Below are 20,946 nucleotides of genomic sequence, written 5' to 3'. Positions count from 1 at the left end.
CAAAAAAAACGGATGCCCCGTTGCCGGTGCATCCAATGGGCGACCCGGAGCGGGCGGTCGCGGGGAGAACGTCCTGATCGTCGGTTCGATGAGGCTGCGGTTCCCATTCAAGCGCCAGGCGCGGCACGTGTCCGTGTCCGGCTACGCAGATTGCGGCGGCAGCGCCGGGTGATCGCGCGGAGTCTGCCGACGATCACACTTGTGGGTGCGAGCGCCCCCAAAAAAAAGGATGCCCCGTTGCGGGGGCATCCAGTGGCGATGGGAGGGGAGGAATCCGTCGCCAGGAGAACGGTGTCAGCCTTAGAACCAGACCCCGACGGTCACGCCGTAGGTGCGTGGCGGCAGGTACTGCGAGGTGTAGATGAAGCTGCCGTTGGGCAGGGCGAAGCGACCGGCGCTGGTGCGCACCTTGCCATCGGTGACGTTCTGCACATAGGCCGAGACCCACCAGCGATCCTGCGGTTCGGTGTAGCGCACCGAAAGATCACCGCGTGTATAGGCTTTCTGCTGATCGCCTTCGCCGAGGTTGAACGTGCTCAGCCACTGCGTGCTCTGGTACTGCGCGGACAGGCGCGGGGTGACGCGGCCGCCGTTGGTCAGGTGGAAGTCGTGCTCGTAGATCGCGGTGAGCGAGGTGTTCGGCGCGTGCGGCAGATCGTTGCCGCTGACGTCCACGCAGGCGCTGATGCCCGAGGCCGGATCGCAGGCGGGCAGGCCCTGGTAGTCGTTGCTGCCGGCGTATTTCAGCGTGCCCAGTTCCTTCTTGGGGATCGCCGAGAACACCAGGTTGAGGCGGTCGTCCTGACTGGAGTAGGCCAGTTCGGATTCGAAGCCCATCACCTTGGTGGTGCCCTTGACGTTGGAGAAGCCCAGCCCGCGGTTGCCGTCGGGGTAGGTGATCGGCGCGGCCAGCTGGAAGTTCTTGAACTGCTCGTAGTAGATCGCGCTGTTCCAGGTCAGGTGGCCGTCGAGGAAGCTGAACTTCGAGCCGACTTCGTAGTTGGTCAGCGTCTCCGGCTCGTACAGGGTGCCGGCATCCTGGGTGCCGCCGGACTTGTAGCCGGTGGACACGCTGGCGTACACGAGGCCGTGCTGGCCCACGTCGGCATCGAGCCGGCCCAGCCAGGTCACCTTGCTCTTGTCGTACTTCGCATCGTTGACGGTGGAGACGTTGAAGCCCACGTTGCCCGGGTCGACGTCCGGCGCGATCGGCACCTGCGGCACGTTCGGGTCATACGCCCAGCCCCAGCCGCGGCCGCCCACGTTTTCCTTCTTGTCCTTGGACCAGCGCGCGCCGCCGGTCAGGCGCAGGCCGTCACTGATGTGCCAGGTGGCCTGGCCGAAGAACGCGGTGGACTTCACCGTTTCCTTGGGCTGGATGAACGAGCCCTGCCAGCTCACCGTGCCCTGGGCGGTGCCGTTGAGGATCGGGATGTCGAAGCGGATGTTGTTGTCTTCGGCCGCGTAGTACGCGCCAAGGATCCAGTCGACCGCGTTGTCGCCGGTGGACTTCAGGTCCAGCTCGTGGCTGTAGTTGCTGTAGTTGGAGAAGTTGGTGCGGTCGGCCTGGTACGCAGCGCCGGTGTTGAAGCTGGTCGGCACCTGGGCGCCGTTGTCCTGGTCGAAGTTGCTCTTGCCGGAGAAGCGGTTGAAGCCCGCCACGTAGCTCAGCAGCATCGAGTCGCCGATCTTGAAGTCCATCCGGCTGCGCACCGTGTTGGAGTCGCGCTTGAGGTAGGGCGCGGTGTCGATCAGCGCGGACCAGAAGTCCTGCCCGGCGCGGGGATGCTGCATCAGGCTCATGCCCGGCGTGCCGCGGTCGCGGAAGTATTCCCACGACAGGTTCCAGGTGAACTTGTCGCTGGGCTGCCACAGCGCGCTGACGCGCGCGGCGGACTGGTCCTGCGCGTTGTACTTGTCGCCGGCGGTCACGTAGTTGGCGGCGTTGATCGGCTGGAAGCTGGCCAGCGAGCCGCCGCTGGTCAGGTACGCCGCCTGCTGGTCGGCCACGCTGGGCAACTGCTGCGACGGGTTCTGGTAGTCGACGTAGCCGTCGTGCTGTTCCTGCGCCATCGCCACGCGAATGCCGAAGGTGCTGCTGATCGGCAGGTTCACCGTGGCGCGCGTGCCGACGTGGCTGTAGTTGCCTGCCTCGAATTGCGCGTTGCCGTAGAAGCCGCTGAGGTCGGGCTTGCCGGTCTGGAAATTCACCACGCCGGCGGTGGAGTTGCGACCCCACAGCGTGCCCTGCGGACCGCGCAGCACTTCCACGCTTTCGATGTCCAGCAGCAGGCCGGCGGCGGCTTCGGGGCGCGGCGAGTAGACGCCGTCGATGAACATCGCCACTTCCGGATCGGCGTATTCGGTCTTGGCGCTGTCATTGCCGATGCCGCGCATGGTCAGCGTGACCACGCCGTGGTCGCCCTGCGAGGTGGCCTGGAAGCCGGGCACCAGCTTGGTGATGTCTTGCACCGTCATCACCCGCTCCTTGTCGAGCGAGTCGGCGCTGATCACGCTGATCGCGACCGGGGTTTTCTGCAGCGGCGTTTCGCGCTTGGTCGCGGTGACCTGGACGCTGTCCAGGTCCTTGACCTTGGTGCGTGTGGCGGCGTCGGGCGCAGCAGTCGTGTCCTGACCGGCTGCATGGACGGCGCCCGAGGCGAGTATCGCGGTCATCGCGAGGTACAAAGCCGAGTAGCGTAATTTCATTTCACCCTCTCCCCAAAGATCGTCGTGGACATGCAGTGGTCGCGGACATGCGCTATTGTGCTGAATGACAGCGCTGTCAAAATGTATGACAGCGCTGTCATCGGGGCCGATCCTACTGCGAATTTCCATGCTTGGCTTGTTGCTCCGCAACAAGCCGCGGAGGGGCGAGATGTCACGCATTCAGAAGATCCTCGTGGTGGGCGGCGGCACGGCCGGCTGGCTCACCGCCTGTTACCTCGCCAAAACGCTCAACAGCGCCGCGCCCGGCAGCATCCGGGTCGAGCTGGTGGAGTCGCCGAACATCGGCCTGCTCGGCGTGGGCGAGGCCACGTTCCCCTCGATCCGCGGCACCCTGGCCGCGATCGGCCTGGACGAGCGGCGGTTCCTGGTGGGCGCCACCGCGACCTACAAGCAGGGCATCCAGTACGTGAACTGGGTGCGCCCGCCCGGCGAGGCGGGTGCGGATCGCTTCTTCCATCCTTTCAGCCAGCCCAGCCAGCGCCCCGGCAGCCCGGAGCTGTTGCCGTACTGGTTGCTGGGCGGTGCGCCCGAAGGCATGTCGTTCGCCGAGGCGGTGAGCATGCAGCAGCGCCTGATCGAACAGGGGCGCGCGCCGAAGCGGGCCGGCGATCCCGACTACCAGGGGCCGATGAACCACGCCTACCACTTCGATGCGGCCTGCTTCGCCAGGGTGCTGGCCGAGCATGGCCAGGAGCTTGGCGTCACCCGTCATCTGGCCACGGTGGAGCGGGCGGAGCTGGACGAATCCGGTGCGATCGATCGCATCGTCACCCGCGAAATCGGCGAGCTGCGCGCCGACCTGTACGTGGATTGCACCGGCCTGCGCGGAGCGCTGATCGGCGGCGCGATGCAGTCGCCATTCCACAGCCGGCGCGACGTGCTGTTCGGCGATCGCGCGGTGGCGCTGCAGGTGCCGTATGCGCGGCCGGATGCGCCAATCCTGCCGTTCACCCGCGCCACCGCGCAGGAGGCCGGCTGGATCTGGGACATCGGCCTGCAGAAACGCCGCGGCATCGGCTACGTCTATTCGTCGCGACACACCGATGCGACGCGTGCGGAGGAAGTGATCCGCCGCTACGTGGGCGAGCAGGCGGCGGGGCTGGACGCGCTGCACATCAAGTTCGAGACCGGCTACCGGCCCGAGCACTGGCGGCGCAACTGCGTGGCGGTGGGCCTGGCCGGCGGCTTCGTCGAGCCGCTGGAATCCACCGGCATCGCCCTGGTCGAACTGGGCGCCTACCTGATCACCCATCTGCTGCCCGGCGACCTCGACGACATGGAACGCAGCGCGCGCCATTACAACCAGATGATGGTGGCGCGCTACGAGCGCATCATCGACTTCATCAAGATGCACTACTGCCTGTCGCAGCGGCGCGACCACGCGTTCTGGATCGACAACGCCGACCCCGCCAGCATCCCGCAGACGCTGCAGGACCGCCTCGCGCTGTGGCGGCATCGCCCGCCGCACCGGCTGGACTTCGTCACCGACCTGGAAATGTTCCTGCCGTGCAGCTGGCAGTACGTGCTGTACGGCATGGAATTCAGGACCGACCTGGAGCCGATGCGCAGCGCGTATCCGCAGATGGCGGCGGCGCAGCGCGAGTTCGCGATGATCCGCGAGATGGCCGGCCATGCACTTGTCGATCTGCCCGACCATCGCACCCTGGTCGAGCAGTTGTGCCGCGAGCACGCGCAGCGGACGGCGCAGCACGAGGGCTTTGCCGCCTAGGGCGGAGCTCGTCCGTCGCGCTGCGCTGTCGGGGTCGCTTCAGCGCAGCTCGATCACCACCAGGCCCTGCACCGGCACGTCGACCGCGAGCTTGCCGTCGCGCAGGTCCATCGACTCCGGCGCGGCCAGCTTGCCCGCTTCGCGCAGTTGCACGATCTGCGCGCGGCTGGGCGCGTCGGGGCGGCCCATGCGGTCGAACGCGGCGACCGCGTTGCCATGGGTTTCATCGACGCGCCACGCGGTGGCGCGGGCGGTGGCGGGCAGGTGCCGCACGTCGAGGCTGAAGTGCTTCGTGCTGCCGGCGGGCCTGCCCGGCGTGTAGCTGGCGATATCGCCCACCGGCGGGGCGTAATTCCACAGCGCGATCACCAGCGTGCCGTCATCGCGCCGGGTGACCAGGGCGGAGTCGGAGGCGACGGCCAGCCGCTGTCCGCCCAGCTTGTGCAGGATCGCGAACGCGTTGAACGCGGGCTTGGGAATGCGGTTGGCGGCGATCAGGCCAAAGCCGCCGTAGAACGGATTGCGCACGATGCCCTGTTCCTCGAATACGTCGGAGAACGACCAGTAGCTCATCGCCTCGACCTTGCCCGCGCACTCGCGGATGGTGTTGGCCAGCCACGGGCCCATGAACACGGTGTCGGTGACGTTGGGCAGGTTCGCGTAGCTGGCGTTGTACTCGCTGAAGATCAGCGGCATGTGCGGGTAGGGCGAGGCGGCGATTTCCCGGTGCACCTTGTCGACCGAGCGGCAGACCATGTCACGGCGCTGAATGTTCTCGCCGGTGTGGAACACGTTGTCGGCGGTGTCGTCGCCGTAGACGTGCGTGCTGACGAAGTCGACCGGCACGTTGTTCTCGTGCGTGTGGGCGAGGAAGTCGGTGGCCCACGCCGCCTGGGCCGTGGCCGGGCCGCCCACGCGGATGCGCGGGCTGACCGCCTTGAGCGCGTGAGCGGTATGGTCGTACAGGGTGAAGTAGCTGGACTGCGCGGGCTTGCCGACCCAGAAGCCGATGTTCGGCTCGTTCCAGACCTCGAAGTACCAGCTGGCCACTTCATCGATGCCGTAACGCTCGACCAGGTGCCTGGCCAGCGCGTCGATCATCGCGTCCCACTCGGCGTAGTCCTTCGGCGGCGCGATGTTCGGGTGATACCAGAACGGGTGCAGCGCGGCCGGGTCGGAGGTCAGTTCCGGCGGCATGAAGCCGAGTTCCACGAACGGCTTGAAGCCGTGTTCGAGCAGGCCGTCGTAGATCTGGTCGATGTAGGAGAAGTTGTAGGAGATCTTTCCCTGTGCATCGCGCTGGATCAGGCCCACGTCGTGGTCGAGGATGCCGTGGAAGCGGATGTAGCCGACTCCGGTAGCCTGGCGCACGGCGTCCAGGTCCTTGCGGTAGTCATCGCGCAGCGCCAGCGCGGCGCGGCCGGAGCCCAGCATCTGTTCCCAGAAATGGGGAAAGGGCGTGCCCTGCGCCTGCGCGTCGACGCGCAGGCTGGTGGTGGTCGCGGGCGGCGTGGCGCTGGCCGTGCCGCCGAGCAGCAGGGCGGTCGCGCAAAAGCCCAGGGCCAGGTGGCGAAGCGAGGCGGAAAGAGTCATGGCGAGATCCTGTTCGACGCGTGGGGTGGCGCGGGGACGCCGCAGCGGAAGCCGGCAACCAGCAGGATGTAAACGTTTACATCGCGGGCCAGTTTCCTACGCGCGAGGGGCGGCGTCCAGCGACGCGTGGCCCATGCGCCACGCGCCTCCCCGGGCCGGAATCACTGCGCCAGGATCGCCCCGTAATGGCCATTCACGCTCACGCTGACCTGGCCGTTCTGCACGGTGTAGTGCGTGCCCGAGATCAGCTCGGTGACCGTGCTGCCGTTGGTCATGCTCAGCTGCCACACCGGCACCGTCACCGTGTGCGTCACCGAGTCGTTGTTGAGCGCCACCGCGATGCGGTTGCCCGCGTCGAAGCGGCCGTACGCGTACAGCTTGTTGCCGTCGTCGGTGAGCAGGGTCATGAACGAGCCGGTGCGCAGCGCGGGGTAGGCGTTGCGGATCGTGGTCAGTTTCCTGGTCAGCGCCACCGCGCTGTTGGTGCTGCTGCCGACGGTCCAGTCGAAGGTGCGGCGGTTGTCCGGATCGGCGCCGCCCTGCATGCCGTACTCGTCGCCGTAGTAGATCGTGGGCGTGCCCACGTAGGTCATCTGGAAGAACAGCGCGAGATAGGTCTTCCAGATGTCGCCGCCGGCGCGATTGCCGAAGCGGGTGATGTCGTGGCTGCTGAGGAAGTTGCTCATCGCCTGCTGCACGTTGGTCGGGTAGTTCGCCCGGGTGCCGCGCAGCCAGCTGTCGAACTGCGAGACCGGGATGCTCGCCGTGCCGCCGCCGTAGTCCTTGCCGGTGACCCACTCCGACACCGGCTGGGTGAAGCCGTCGTAGTTCATCGCGCCGTCCCACTGGTCGCCGCCGGCGGTCCACGGCCCGGCATTGCCCCAGAACTCGCCGAGGATGTCGGCGTTGGCGTTGACCGATTTCACCGCGCTGCGCAGCTCGGCCATGATCTGGTGGTTGGCGGTGTCGCTGCCGTTGCCGCCGCCGGCGTCGAGGTATTGCGCCGCGTCGAGGCGCCAGCCGTCGATCGAGTACGGCGACTTCAGCCAGGTCTTCACCACCGAGCTGGTGCTGCCGTAGATCGCGTTGCGCACCGCCGAGCCGCTGGCGCCGTAGTCCAGCTTGGGCATGGACGAGAAGCCGAAAAACGCGGAGTAGGTGTTCGGCCAGCTCTGGAAGGTGTAGTAGCCGTAGGTCGAACTGGACTGCGACTCGTAGGCGCCGGTGAGGCTGCTCCACCAGTGGACGCGGTCGAACCACTTGTGGGTGTCGCCGGTATGGTTGAACACGCCGTCGAGCACCAGGTAGCCCTTCGGTCCGTTGCTGGTGCTGTGGATGTCCGCGCTCAGCGTCTGCAGCGTGCTGTTGCTGCCGAACGCCGGGTCCACCGTCATGTAGTCCTCGGTGTCGTACTTGTGGTTGCTCGGCGAGAGGAAGACCGGGTTGAGGTAGATGATGTCGGCGCCCACGGTGTTCTTGATGTAGCCCAGTTTCTGGTCGATGCCGGCCAGGTCGCCGCCGAAGAACACGGCGGTGTTGCAGCCGCTGACGTTGGCCACCACGCTCGATCCCCAAGCGTGCTTCTCGGTGGCACAGCCCGCGTACGTGTACTGGCCGTTGGTGACGTCGTTCGCGGTGCTGCCGTTGTAGAAGCGGTCGGGGAAGATCTGGTACATCACGCCGTTCTTCATCCACGCCGGCGTGGTGAAGCCGGGCAGGATGAAGAAGTCGCCGGAGGACGGCTCGGCCGACGTGGTGCCGGCGGCGTTGAGCCAGGCGGTGGCGCTGCCGTCGTTGATCTGGAAGCGGTAATACTTCTTCGAGGCGCTGGCCGGCACGGTGCCCTTCCAGTAGTCGAAGTTGCCGGTGGCATCGTTCGCCGACCAGCTCATCGCGACCCAGTGGAAGGCGCCGTCCGCGCTGTCGTAATACTTGATGTTGGCGCTGCTGATGTCGCCCTTGAACGTGCGCAGGGTCAGCGTGACCGCTTGGGCGGAAGTCGGCTCGACGTGGTTGTCGTAGAGCGGTCCCTGGTCGTGGAACAGGCCGCTCCATTCCACGTTGTTGTCGTTGCTGGCCGCGCGCGCCTGCTCATGGATGGCCGGTAGCGCATAGAGCGCCAGCGCCGCGGCGAGCGCGCACGCCAGGCTGGATTTCGAACCGCGTGACGCCTTGCCTTGATTGCCCATCGAACATCCCTCCGCAGGTGGGTGGAGCGAAAAGCTTTCGGGTGAGTCGGCTGTTTCCCAGGCTCACGGATTCAGGTTGAGGGTGAGCTCGGTGGCGCGTGCGGCGGCGACCCGCACCCAGGTGACGTCGCCGTAGCGGTCGTGGCCGCTGGCCCAGCCTTCGCCGTCCGCCTGCTGCAGCGCGTCCAGGTTCGCGAAGGATTTCAGCTGGCCGACGCGGGTCGCCGCGCTGCCGTGGATCTTCAGCAGGTAGTAGCGCAAGGCCGGCTTGAAGCTGCCGCTCGCGGCGGCGATGTCCAGTTGCACCGTGTCGCCCTTGCGCTGCGCCGACAGCGACTGCAGGAAGTACGCGCCGTGCTCGTAGTCGTAGGTGCTGCCGTCATCGTCGTAATAGTCGAACGTGCTGCGCTGCGCGGCGGGGAAGATGTCGACGTCGAGTTCGGTCAACGGGTGCTGGCCGACATAATCCTCGGGTGAACGATTCGGGATGATCGCGCCGGCGCGGATGAACAGCGGAATGTCGCTCCACGTCTTGCTGTCGATCGCCAGGTGGATGGTCCGGCCGCCGTCGTAGGCCTTGCCACTGAACCAGTCGATCCAGCGGCCGGCGGGCAGATAGACGTCCTTCGCGGTCTGGCCCTGTTCCACTACCGGCGACGCCAGCAGCCAGTCGCCGAACAGCCAGCTGTCGACGTCGTTGCGCACATGGGCATCGTGCGGCCAGTCGAACAGCAGCGGGCGCACCAGGCCGACGCCGTCGACGCGACGCGCGTGCTCATAGCTGTAGATGTACGGAATCAGCGCGTAGCGCAGGCGGATCGCCGCGGTCGCGGCCTTCTCGGCGATCGGGCCGTACACCCACGGCTGGCGCTTCTGGCCCAGCTCGCCGTGCACGCGGAAGATCGGCGTGAACGCGCCGAACTGGATCCAGCGCGCGTAGTTCTCCGGCGTCGGCGTGCCGTTGCGGAAACCGCCGCCGTCCATGCCCCACTGCATCGCACCCACGTCGATCGCGCTGAGCATGCGCGCGCGCTGGCCGGCCATGCTGGCGAAGCCGGTGTCGATGTCGCCGGACCACAGGCCGTAGGCGTAGCGCTGCGAACCGAGCCAGAAGTTGCGGTTGATCGACCACACCCGTTCGTTGGAGACGGCGCGCTGGCTGTCGTACAGCGCGCGCTGCATGTTCATGAACTCGGTGTCGCTGCCGGTGGTGTCGGCCTCGTCGTTCCACCAGCCGACGATGCCGTCGTCGTAGCCGTACTTGATCGCCAGCTCGCCGAACCAGTGGCGCGCGGCGGGGATGTCGAAGTCGATGTTCTTCACCGGCTTGTGCGAGAAATAGTCGTCGCTGACCTTTTCGCCGGGCACCCAGAAGTCGTGGGCGGTGGCGTAGCGCCCTTCCACCGTGTCGACATGGATGCGCGGCTTCATGATGCCGGTCAGGCGGATGCCGCGGGCATCCATCTGCTTCTTCAGCGCACCGCTGGGGCCGTCGGGAAACTTGGTCGGATTCCAGCGGAACTCGCCGTAGTCGTCCTCGCCCCAGGCCTTCCAGTCGAAGTCCAGCGTGATGTTGTCGATCGGGATGTGCCTGGCGCGGTAGGTGTCGACGATCTGCAGCAGTTCCTTCTGGTCGATGCCCCACTGGCTGTTGGTGAAGCCCATCGCCCACTTCGGGAACAGCGGCGTGCGGCCGCTGAGCTGGGCCAGCGAGTCGAAGATCTGCGCGGGCGTGCCCAGCAGGATGTAGACGTCCGATGCCTTGCCCGGGCTGCTGGCGGCGATCGTGCCGGGTTGCAGCTTGAAGGTGGCGCCGTCGCTGTCCAGCAGCACGCCGTAGCCGGCGGTGCTCCACACGAATGGCGCGCCAGCGTGACCCTGCTCGCCGGATTTTGCCTGCAGCGTGCCGCTGCGCAGCAGGCCGGCGGAGGCATCCTCGGTCGCGTTGTAGCCGCCGATGCCGTACAGCGCGTCGCTGGCATCGTGCTTCGCGTCGAGCTTGCCCTGGCGCAGGGCGTCGGTGTCGATGCGCAGCAGCGGATGCTGTTGCGCGTCGTCGAACTGCAGCTGGTGCGTCTGTCGGTTCCAGCGCACCGAAGCGACCGCGGAGGCGAGGTTCATGCCGTCCGCCAGCTGCGTGCCGCGAACTTGCGCGAACGTCGATCGGCGGCCGGCGGGGTCGAGTATCGGCGTCGGCGCAGCGGCATGGCCGTCTCGCGTGGCGTGGATGTGCACGATGCCGGGCGCCACGAAACGGACGTCCAGACGATCGGTGCCGAGATCGATCGCGATGGCGTGGTCGACGAGTTGTGCCATGCGGGATGCCTGCGGGGTCGACGCGGGAGCGGTCGCGGCGAAGTTGGCGGCCGGGGCGAGGGCGAGGCCGAGCCACAACCAGGCGTTTGCACGCCGACCGATTTTGCGGGGAGGGGATGTCATGCGGGGTTCCTCGTGGATCAAGGCTCAGTCCAGGATCGCGCTGGAATACGGCGGCAGGGAAAGCTGCTGGCGCTGCAGCGTGGTGTCGGGTTTGCTGTGCAGCCGCAGCGTGCGGAATCGGCTGGTGCCCAGCGGCACCTGTTGCATCTGCCCGGACAGGTTGTGCAGCACCAGCACGTGGCTGGCGTCGTCGTCGAGTTGCCAGGCGGCGATGTGCGGATTGGTCTGGGGATATTCGCGGATGGTGCCGTCGCGCAGCGCCGGAACCTCGCGGCGCCAGCCGATCAGCGTCGTGTAGTAGTGCAGCAGCGAATCGTCGGCCTGTTGCTGCGCCTCCACCGAGACCGCGGGGCCATCGCCGGCGCTGAAGGCTTTCCAGTGCGTCTCGCCCGTGCCCTGCGGATCGCGGTGCCAGCGCATCGGCTCGCGCAAATCCGGGTCGGGTTTCCTGCCGCGCATGCCCAGCTCCTCGCCGTAGTAGACGAACGGATGGCCGGGCAGGGTGAGCAGCATCGCGGCTGCCATGCGCATGTGTTTCGGGTTGCCGTCGAGCTGGCTCATCACGCGGTCCTGGTCGTGATTGGACAGGAACGGCGCATCGACGCCGGACTTGCCGGCGACCTTGCGGTAGGCGGCATCGGTGCGCGCGAGCAGCGCACCGAGCTCACCGGCGCGTTCATTGCGCGCGCTGTCGATCAGTTGCACCGCCAGCGGAAAGTCGAACACCGCGCTGAGCGGTTTGAAGTACGGCGCCAGTGCGTCGGCGGAGTCGCGGGTCACTTCGCCGACGATGTAGGCCGCAGGGTTCACCGCGTCCAGGCCGTGGCGGAATTCCGACCACCAGGCGAGGTTCTTCTCCAGCGTCAGCGGATTGTCCATGTCCGCCTTGAAGTCGTAGTAGATGTGCTGGGCCGCGTCGAGGCGGAAGCCATCGACGCCTTTCTTCAGCCAGTACCGGCCGAGCTTGACCATCTCCTTGCGCACCGCCGGCGTGTCGTAGTCGAGGTCGGGCATGTTGGCGGAGAAGTCGCCCAGGTAGTGCGCCTTGCCGAGCGCGTGCCAAGCCTGCGCGCCCGCGGCATCCTCGGCGTGCAGGTCGGTGTGCGGGCCGGCCCAGCTGTACCAGTCGTGATGCGGATCGGCGGGATCGCGGGCGGCGATGAACCACGGGTGCCGGTCGCTGGTGTGGTTGATCACCAGGTCGATGATCACCTTGATGTGGCGCCGGTGCGCCTCGCGCAGCAGGCGCTCGAAGTCGGCCATCGTGCCGTACTGCGGATTGATGCCGTAGTAGTCGGTGACGTCGTAGCCGTGGTAGCTGGGCGAGGGATTGATCGGCATCAGCCAGATGCCGCTGACACCCAGCGACTGCAGGTAGTCGAGCTTCGCGGTGACGCCGTTGAGGTCGCCGATGCCGTCGCCGTCGGTGTCGACCCAGCTGCGCACGAAGATCTCGTACCAGACGCCGGAGCCGACCGGATCCGGTGACCGACGCGCTGCCGCCGCGGGCAGCGTCGTGCCGAGGATCAGCAGTGCCAACAGCAGGTAACGGATCATCTGCGACTCCAGCAGTTGCGGATCAGTCGGCCGCCTTGAAATGGCGGGCGATGAAGTCGGCGTGGCCGGGCATGCTGGCCACGGCGCGGTCGACCAGGGTGCGGATATTGCCCAGGAACTCGCCGAGCTGCGCCTGCGGCAGGCCGTCGGCCAGCGGCGAATGGCGCTGTGGAACGATGCCCTGGCCGATCATCACCTGCAGCCAGCCGGTCGGGGTGAACAGCTCTTCGCCGTCGCGGAAGATGTGGCCGCTCTGGCGAAACAGTTCGATCCGGTGGGCCAATCCCTCGGGCAGGGCCATCGTGGCGCATTGCCGCCAGAACGCCGTGTCGTCGCGCTCGGTGGCGTTGTAGTGCAGGGCGATGAAATCGCGCGTGCGCTCGTATTCGAAACGCGTCTGGCGGTTGTATTCGGCGATCAGCGCGGGGTCGAAGTGCTTGTCCGGGAACATCGTCAGCAGGCGGCCGACCGCGGACTGCATCAGGTGGATGCTGGTCGATTCCAGCGGTTCGATGAAGCCGCTGGCCAGGCCCATCGCGATGCAGTTGCGGTTCCACACTTGCTTGCGGATGCCGGTGTGGAAGCGCAGTTGGCGTGGCTCGCCGATCATCGGGCCTTCGAGATGGGAGAGCAGGGTGGCGCAGGCCTCGTCGTCGCTGAGGTGGCTGCTGCTGTAGACGTGGCCGTTGCTGTCCAAGTGCTGCAGCGGAATCCGCCACTGCCAGCCAGCCTGCTGCGCGCTGGCCTGGGTGTACGGGCGCAGCGTGTCGCCGTGTTCGCTGGCGACCACCACGGCGCGGTCGCACGGCAGCCAGTGTTGCCAGCTGTCGTAGCCGGTCTTCAGCGCGCCTTCGGTCAGCAGCCCGCGGAAGCCGGAGCAGTCGATGAACAGGTCGCCGGCGATCGTCTCGCCGCTGTCGAGTCTTATCGATTCGATGAAACCGTCGCTGCCGCGCAGCGCGACCTCGACCACCTTGCCGTCGGTGCGTTTCACCCCGCGCTGTTCGGCGTGCCGGCGCAGCAGCTGGCCGAAGCGCGCGGCATCGAAGTGGTAGGCGTAGCGGATGCCGGTGAGCGGGCTGTCGCCGACCTTGTCCATCCGGGCGAAGCGATTGGCGTTGGCGGCCTGCGCGTTGATCGAGTACGCCCACAGGTCGGGCGCCTCGGGATCCAGTTCGCGGCCTCTCAGCCAGTAGTGCTGGAACGCGGCCAGGCCCAGCGGCAAGCCGATGTCGCTGAACGCGTGCAGGTAGGAGTCGCCGATCCGTCGCCAGTCGTTGAACTGCACCGCGAGCTTGATCGTGCCGCGGCTGGCCTTGAGCAGCCCGTCCTCGTCGATGCCGAGGAACTGGCTGACGTGGCGGATCTGCGGGATGGTCGCCTCGCCCACGCCGACGATGCCGATCTCGCTGGACTCGACCAGCCGGATGTCCAGTTGCGGGCCCAGCGCCTGGGCGAGCAGGGCCGCCGTCATCCAGCCGGCCGTGCCGCCGCCGACGATCACCACCTGCCGGATTTTCGGATCGTTCATGCCGCTCTGCTCCGGAAGGTTCCGCCGCGGTTGCCGCGCCGCTGTCCTGGCGCCGCCGAAAAAAAGAGCCCCGCTGGAAGTCACTCAGCGGGGCAGGTTGGGGAGGTACGTCGCTACGCCTTACTGGAACTTGTACGAGACGCCGATATCGAAGCGGCGGCCGTAACGTTCCCACGTCAGCACCTGGCGGGGATCGTTGTTCTGGTAGGTGATGAAGGTCTTGTTGGACAGGTTCGAACCCTGCGCGACCAGGGTCAGGCCCTTGAGCGCGCCGCTGTCGAACGAGTAGCTCACCTGGGCGTCGTAGGTGCTGCCGCCCTGGATGGTCTGCTCGATGCGCGAGGCGCTGATGCCCGACACCTCGCCCAGGAAGCTGGAGCGGTAGCTGTCGCTGATGCGCGCCTCGAAGCCGTCATGCTGGTAGTACAGCGTGCCGTTGGCGACCCACTTCGACAGGCCCGGCACGGTGATCGGATTGCTGTTGCCGGCGAACACCAGCGAGCTGTTGGTGCGGTTGCCGGTGAGGATCGCGCCGAAGCCGTTGAGCGATGGCGTGAACAGGTTGAACGGCAGGTTCAGGGTGAGCTGGGCGCCCTTCACGTAGCCGTGGCCGTCGTTGGTCGGGCCGGAGACGGTGCCCAGGGTGGTACCCAGCTGGGCCTGCTGCGCCGGCGTCAGGCCGAACGGCAGGAACGAGCTGAAATCGTACAGGTAGGCCGCGTTCGGATTGATGTAGTCGGTCAGCTTCAGGTAGTAGCCCGACAGCGCGAAGTAGCCGCCACCGGCGCTGCGGCACAGGTCTGAGTTCTTCGCGTCACCGGCCTTGCACTCATAGCCGCCTTCGTTCGAGAAGTAGTGCTCGTAGCTGACGTTGTAGTTGTCGGCCATGGTCGGCTTGAGCTTGGCATTGCCGCCGGAAGCGCTGAAGTAGGACAGGTTCGGGTCGGTGTTGGTCAGGCGAGTGAAATTGCCGCTCACCCCGAGGCTGGCGTTCATCTGGTCCATGCGCGGGCGGGCCAGGGTACGGGCGGCGCTGACACGCAGGTCGTCACTGTCGCTGAAGCCGAAGATCAGGTTCGCGCTGGGCAGGACCTTGGTGTAGCTGGTATTGCCCACCACCGGGATCAGCGTGATCGCGTTGCCGGTGATCGCGCTGCCCGGCGCCACGCGCTCGCCTTCCGCACGCTGCGAGGTGTGCTGTGCCTGCACGCCGAAGTTGCCGCGCAGGCTGACGCCGCCCATGTAGGTGTCCAGGTTGAACTGGAAGTACGGGGTCAGGGTCTTTTCTCGCACCTTCCAGTTCGGCGGCATCGACAGCGACGAGCCGAAGGTGGGCACGCTGACCAGGGTGCCGTCGCGGATCAGGTCGAACGGGTTGTAGCAGGTCTGCGAACCCACGCCCATCCACGCCAGCGGGCTGCAGCTGCTGCCGCCGAACGGCGCGGTCTCGACCGCGGTGCCGCTGCTGATCGTGCCGCCGCCCAGGGTCAGGAAGCTCTGGTCGATGTTGTAGGTCTTGTCGCGGGTGCTGTGCGCCACGCCGAACTCCATGCTGGAGAACGGGCCGCTGGAGAAGCTGCGCTCCACCGCCAGGTGCAGGTTGGCCAGGTAGTCCACCGTGTGCGGCGCGTTGATGAAGCCGGCCTGCACCACGTCGTTGCCGCCGCCCCAGCCCTGCGGGTCGGTCAGCACCATGCCGCTGCCGTAATCCAGCGAGGGGTTGACGTAGAACAAGCCGTTGTTGCCCTCGATGAAGCCGAGGCTGTCGCGGGCGCCGTTGTTCGCGCCGAAGTCGGTGCCGGAATAGCTTTCGAGGTTGATGTCGCGGCGGGTGGCGCGCGAGTAGTTCGCGTCGAGGTCGGCCGTCCAGTCCTCGTTGATGGTGAACTTGTTGTCCCAGTTGAAGTTGTAGACCCGGGCGCTGGTGCTGTTGTAATCGTTGCGGATGACCGCCTTGACGCCGTCGTAGGTGCCGCTCTGGATGAAGCCGTTCTGCACGTTGCCATTCGGCTGCAGCGTGGCGTTGCCCCAGAACAGCGGGAACTCCATGCCCTTGGCCTGCTGCACTTCCTTGAAGTTGTCGTAGGTGACGTCGACGGTGCCGGTGTAGTGCTCGTTCGGCTGCCACTGCACGGTGGCCAGCACGCCGCGGCGCTTCATCGTGTCGGAGATGCCGTAGTTCTTCGAGCCGCCGATCACGGCATTGCCGTTGGCGTCGGTCGGGTAGCCCCACGGTGCCTGGTGCTGGATCTGCGCGGGATTGGATTCGAGATCCACACCGAGGGTGACGCCGAGGGTGTGGTCGGCGAACTGGTGCACCCACACGCCGTTGAGGTTGTAGCCCCGGTCACTGACGCCGGGACCGTCGGCCTGCTGCGACATGCCGTCCCAGATGTAGTGGGCGTTCACCGCCGCTTCGGGACCGCTCTTTTCCAGCGGGCGGATGGTGTGCATGTCCACCGTGCCGGTGAGGCCCTGGCCGATCAGGTTGGCCTGCGGGGTCAGGTGCACGACCACGTTGTCGAACCAGCTCGACGGGTACTGGTCGAACTGCACGTCGCGGTTGTTGGAGGTGGAAACCTGCTGGCCGCCGTTGATCAGTGCGGTGGAGAAGTCCGGGCCCAGGCCGTGGATGGTCAGCACCTGCGGACGACCGCTGACGGTCTGCACGGCCAGGCCGGGCAGGCGACCGAGCGTGTCGGCGATGCTGACGCCGGGCAGCTTGCCGATCTGTTCGGCCGACACGGCCTCGACGATGCTGCTGGCGTTGCGCTTCAGCGCGGTGGAGTTCTCGATGCTGCTGATGAAGCCGTTGACCTCGACGGACTGCAGCTTCTGCGTCTTGCGCTTGGCGTCGGCCTTGTTCTGGTCGCTGTTGTTGTCGGCCGATGGCGCCTGTGTCTGATCTTGCGTGCTCTGCGGTTGATCGGACCGCGACGCGGAGCCCGCGTAAGCCGTGGCGCTTGCGCCAAGGCACACCGATGCGATCGCCAGCGCCAGCAACTTGTGTTTCAGAACCATGTAATCCCCTCCCGCAATGTGTCGCCGTCGATCTCGGTTGTTGGAGTCCCCGCGCTTCCGTCGGCGACGACCGTCGGCAGGTGCGCTGCCGAGGTTTTCGGCGGCGTGGTCGCATAGTAGGCCGACGATTCTGCGGTGAAGCATTTTCTGCATACGTATTCATGGGGGGCGCGAAACCCGGCATGTTGCAATGCGGTGTCGCGTGCCCGGAGCGTGGGTGACGACGGGGCGAACCCGGATGCCGCTTGGGCTTGGCCCGTCGCGACCGGATGGCGGACAACGCCGTCGCGCGCATCGCATGTCGCAACTGCAGCAAGAATGAATACGTATGCAGACCCGTGCCGGTTGCAGCGGTGCCGCCGCTAAGCTGATCGCATCCGAAGACGGGTGGCCGAACGCCCCCGCCTCATGTCCCAGGGACACGTCCAAATGACCGATGCACCATGGTGGCGCGGCGCCGTCACCTATCAGATTTACCCGCGCAGTTTCCTGGACACCGATGGCGACGGCGTGGGCGATCTGCCGGGCATCATCGCGCGTCTCGACTACGTGGCCAGCCTTGGCGTGGACGCGATCTGGGTGGCGCCGTTCTTCAAGTCGCCGATGGCCGACTTCGGCTACGACATCGCCGACTATCGCGACGTCGATCCGCTGTTCGGCACGCTGGCCGACTTCGATGCGCTGCTGGAAAAGGCGCACGGGCTGGGCCTGAAGGTGATGATCGACCAGGTGCTCAGCCACACCTCGGCCGAGCACGCGTGGTTCCGCGAGAGCCGGCAAAGCCGCGACAACGCGAAGGCCGACTGGTACGTGTGGGCCGACGCGAAGGACGACGGCAGCGCGCCGAACAACTGGCTGTCGCTGTTCGGCGGTTCGGCGTGGCAGTGGGAGCCGCGCCGCGGCCAGTATTACCTGCACAACTTCCTGACCTCGCAGCCGGACCTGAATTTCCACCACGCGGAAGTGCGCGCGGCGATCCTGGACAGCGTGCGCTTCTGGCTGGACAAGGGCGTCGACGGCTTCCGCCTGGATGCGATCAACTTCTGCTTCCACGACCGCCAGCTGCGCGACAACCCGCCCAAGCCCAAGGACAAGCGCGTGGGCCGCGGCTTCAGCCCGGACAACCCGTACGCGTTCCAGTACCACTACTTCAACAACACGCAGCCGGAAAACCTGGCCTTCCTGGGCGAGCTGCGCGCGCTGGTGGACGGCTATCCTGGCGCGACCACGCTGGGCGAGATCTCCTCGGAGGATTCGCTGGCGACGATGGCCGAATACACCCGCCCCGGCCGGCTGCACATGGGCTACAGCTTCGAGCTGCTCACCGACGACTTCAGCGCCGCGCACATCCGCGGCACGGTGCAGACGCTGGAAGCGCAGATGACCGAAGGCTGGCCATGTTGGGCGATCTCCAACCACGATGTCGAACGCGTGCTGACGCGCTGGGGCAAGGGGCGGTCATCCGCATCACTGGCCAACCTGCTCACCGCGATGGTCTGCTCGCTGCGCGGCTCGGTCTGCGTCTACCAGGGCGAGGAGCTGGGCCTGACCGAGGCGGAGCTGCCGTTCGAGGCGCTGCAGGACCCGTACGGCATCGCGTTCTGGCCGCAGTTCAAGGGTCGTGACGGTTGCCGCACGCCGATGCCGTGGAGCGATGCCGCGGCGCACGCGGGCTTCAGCCACGGCACGCCGTGGTTGCCGGTGCCGGACGAACATCGCGAGCTGGCGGTGAGCCGCCAGGACGGTGATCCGCATTCGGTGTTGAACGGTTTCCGCACCTTCATGCACTGGCGCCAGTCGCGACCGGCGATGCGCTGGGGCGACATCGCCTTCATCGATACCGTCGAACCGGTGTTGGCCTTCACCCGCCACTGGGCCGAACGAACCGTGCTGGTGGTGTTCAACCTCGGCGACGCGCCGGTCGGCATCGATCTTCCCGGGGAGCTTGCGCGGCTGCGTCCGCTGGAAGGTCACGGCCTGCTGTCGGGCAGCCTCGAAGGAAGCCGCCTGCAGCTTCCCGGCTACGGCGCATGGTTTGCCGGCGTGGCGTGATGGTGTTGCTGCGGCTTTTGCGTTGACCCCACCCCAGCCCTCCCCTGCAAAGCAGGGGAGGGAGCACTGTGCTATTTCCGCTCGGCGCTGCTGGCGTCGCGGATGCTGCGGAATTCGGAGTCCTTGCTCCAGTCCGGCCACTGGTCGGAATTGGCCAGGTCGCTGCCCACGTCGTGGAGCACCTGCAGGTCGCGCGCCATGCCGGTGAACGACCAGTCCGCTTCCCATTGGTCGGCGGGCTGGTGGTAGCGCTTGGCGGTGTACTCGTCCTCGGCGGCCTTGCCGGCTGCCAGGCCGCCATCGATCCAGTCATTGCCCGAGCCGAACGAGACCGCCGGCACGCCGCGCTTGGCGAACGAGAAGTGATCGGAACGGAAGAAGTAGCCCGCCTCGGGTTTCGGGTCGGCGGTGTAGCTCATGTCGTGCTTCTTCGCCTCGGCGATCAGGTCGTCGAGCAGGCCCAGCTTCGCGCTGCCGGAGATGGTGAAGTTGCGCGCGGGGCCGTGCGGATCGAGTGCGTCCATGTTGAGCACGCCAACCGTGGTGGCCAGCGGGTAGAGCGGATTGGCCGCGTAATACTCGGAGCCGAGCAGGCCCTTTTCTTCGGCGGTGACGTTGAGGAACACCACCGTGCGCTCGGGCCGGGGGCCCTGGGCGAAGGCGCGCCCCATCTCGATCAGCGCCGCGGTGCCGGTGGCGTTGTCGACGGCACCGTTGTAGATGCGGTCGCCGCTGGCGTCCGGCGCGCCGACGCCGAGATGATCCCAGTGCGCGCTGTAGATCACCGTCTGGTCCGAGCGCTTGCTGCCTTCCACGCGGCCGACGATGTTGTGCGAGGTGATCACCTGCGAATCGACCTTGAAGTGGGCCGAGAGACTTTCATCCTTCAGCGTGACCGGCTTGAAGTCGCGCGTCTGCGCCTGCTTCTTCAGTGCATCGAAATCCAGCCCGGCGTGACTGAACATCCGCACGGCCAGGTCGCGCTGGATCCAGCCTTCCAGTTCCGGGTGCACGGCGGCGGGCTTGTCGCGCACGATGTCGAACATCGCGTTGGTGTTGGAGTTCTTCACCGTGGCCCAGCCGTACGAAGCAGGCGCGGTCTCGTGGATCACCAGCAGGCCGAGCGCGCCCTGCCGCGCGGCTTCCTCGAACTTGTAGGTCCAGCGGCCGTAGTAGGTCATCGCCTTGCCGCCGAAGTCGCCGTGGCCGGTCTCGAAATCCGGATCGTTGATCAGCACCACGGCGATCTTGCCGTGCAGGTCGACGCCCTTGAAATCATCCCAGTGGCGCTCCAGCGCCTTCACGCCGTAGCCGACGAACACCAGCGGCGCGTTGCGGATCGCCACCTCGGTCGAACCGTTCATCGGGGCGCGGATCGCGATCTGCTCGCCCTGGGTCAGTTTTTCATGCTGGTCGCCAAGCGCCAGCCGCAACACCGGCGTACCGACGATCGCGCTGCGTCGCAACGGCACTGCCTGGGTCCAGCCGCGTTTGCCGTCCTTGAGGTCGCCGCCCGGTTGCAGGCCGGCGGCCTTCATCTGCGCCACCACGTAGTCGATGGTCTTGGTCTCGGCCGGCGTGGCCGGCCCGCGGCCTTCGAATGCATCCGAGGAAAGCGTCTTCACCGTGGCCGAAAGCCGCTCGGTGCTGAAGCCGGGCTGGTCGGTGGCCTGGGCGGTCGAGAACGCGGCCATGATCATGGCGCTGAGGAGTAGTCGCTTCACGGGCTTCACCTGTCGTAAGGGCAGAGTGCTCCGATACTAGTCAGCAACTTCCTGCGGGTCCATCCGCCAGCGGCAGTGCGGACTCAGGCCTTGCGGCTGCGCCGCGGTTTCGCCTGCGCGGCGGCGATCAGTTCCTGCAGGTAGGCGATGCCTTCCTCCTCCGGAAAGAACGCCACCACGTCGGCCACGGTCAGTTCGTGCCGTTTGCGCAGGGCCAGGAATTCCTCGCGGGCCATCGCCATCCGCTGGGCGGCCAGCGCCTTCTTGCCGAGCGGTTTCCCGCCGGGCGGTTTGGCGGCCTGCTGCTTCTCCACCTTCTGTTCAAGCCTGGCGAGCTCTTCCTGGAACTGGCGGAAATCGTATTTCTGGGAAGTCATGAAC

11 protein-coding genes are annotated in these 20,946 nt (G+C 66.7%); 2 read left to right on the top strand and 9 right to left on the bottom strand.

The window, feature by feature from the left end:
* Nucleotides 1-300: 300 nt before the first annotated feature.
* Nucleotides 301-2,709 carry a TonB-dependent receptor gene (locus AC3A56_RS16665; protein WP_056717342.1) on the bottom strand — a complete coding sequence of 803 codons (2,409 nt, stop codon included), beginning with the start codon at nt 2,707-2,709 and terminating at the stop codon, nt 301-303.
* A 169-nt stretch (nt 2,710-2,878) separates the two neighbouring features.
* Here AC3A56_RS16665 and AC3A56_RS16660 point away from each other — a divergent pair, with 169 nt between their 5' ends.
* Nucleotides 2,879-4,459: a tryptophan halogenase family protein gene (locus AC3A56_RS16660; RefSeq protein WP_487771086.1), complete on the top strand. Its 1,581-nt coding sequence runs from the start codon at nt 2,879-2,881 to the stop codon at nt 4,457-4,459.
* A 39-nt stretch (nt 4,460-4,498) separates the two neighbouring features.
* On the opposite strand, the gene AC3A56_RS16655 is transcribed toward AC3A56_RS16660, so the two are convergent.
* The 6 genes from AC3A56_RS16655 to AC3A56_RS16630 all read right to left on the bottom strand — a co-directional run bounded on the left by AC3A56_RS16655 (nt 4,499) and on the right by AC3A56_RS16630 (nt 16,789).
* The gene (locus tag AC3A56_RS16655; RefSeq protein ID WP_487771085.1) at nt 4,499-6,052 is read right to left on the bottom strand and encodes a GH39 family glycosyl hydrolase; all 1,554 of its coding nucleotides are present in this window, start codon (nt 6,050-6,052) and stop codon (nt 4,499-4,501) included.
* Nucleotides 6,053-6,213: 161 nt separating this feature from the next.
* Nucleotides 6,214-8,241, bottom strand: a complete 2,028-nt coding sequence (locus AC3A56_RS16650) for a glycoside hydrolase family 13 protein (protein ID WP_487771084.1) — start codon at nt 8,239-8,241, stop codon at nt 6,214-6,216.
* Nucleotides 8,242-8,304: 63 nt separating this feature from the next.
* Nucleotides 8,305-10,557: a glycoside hydrolase family 31 protein gene (locus AC3A56_RS16645; RefSeq protein WP_487771083.1), complete on the bottom strand. Its 2,253-nt coding sequence runs from the start codon at nt 10,555-10,557 to the stop codon at nt 8,305-8,307.
* A 147-nt stretch (nt 10,558-10,704) separates the two neighbouring features.
* Nucleotides 10,705-12,237, bottom strand: a complete 1,533-nt coding sequence (locus AC3A56_RS16640; RefSeq protein WP_487771082.1) for an alpha-amylase family glycosyl hydrolase — start codon at nt 12,235-12,237, stop codon at nt 10,705-10,707.
* A gap of 22 nt (nt 12,238-12,259) precedes the next feature.
* On the bottom strand, nt 12,260-13,768 hold the full coding sequence (locus AC3A56_RS16635) for a tryptophan halogenase family protein (RefSeq protein ID WP_487771081.1): 1,509 nt from the start codon (nt 13,766-13,768) through the stop codon (nt 12,260-12,262).
* 120 nt (nt 13,769-13,888) lie between these two features.
* Nucleotides 13,889-16,789, bottom strand: coding sequence for a TonB-dependent receptor (locus AC3A56_RS16630; protein ID WP_487771080.1), 2,901 nt, complete (start codon nt 16,787-16,789; stop codon nt 13,889-13,891).
* 429 nt (nt 16,790-17,218) lie between these two features.
* Between AC3A56_RS16630 and AC3A56_RS16625 the strand changes: the two genes are divergently transcribed.
* Entirely contained in the window at nt 17,219-18,841 is a 1,623-nt protein-coding gene (locus AC3A56_RS16625; RefSeq protein ID WP_204109274.1) for an alpha-glucosidase family protein, read from the top strand.
* A 71-nt stretch (nt 18,842-18,912) separates the two neighbouring features.
* Here AC3A56_RS16625 and AC3A56_RS16620 read toward each other — a convergent pair whose 3' ends face one another.
* Both AC3A56_RS16620 and AC3A56_RS16615 read right to left on the bottom strand, forming a co-directional pair.
* A complete protein-coding gene (locus tag AC3A56_RS16620) occupies nt 18,913-20,565 on the bottom strand; it encodes a M28 family metallopeptidase (RefSeq protein WP_487771079.1) in 1,653 nt (550 codons plus the stop codon).
* Nucleotides 20,566-20,648: 83 nt separating this feature from the next.
* A complete protein-coding gene (locus AC3A56_RS16615; protein WP_056767082.1) occupies nt 20,649-20,942 on the bottom strand; it encodes a 2-hydroxyacyl-CoA dehydratase in 294 nt (97 codons plus the stop codon).
* Nucleotides 20,943-20,946 lie beyond the last annotated feature (4 nt).

The sequence above is a fragment of the Rhodanobacter sp. Soil_C_14 genome (assembly GCF_057657335.1).
The sequence above is the reverse complement of the archived record's forward strand: the minus strand, read 5'-3'. Positions and strand labels throughout refer to the sequence as shown.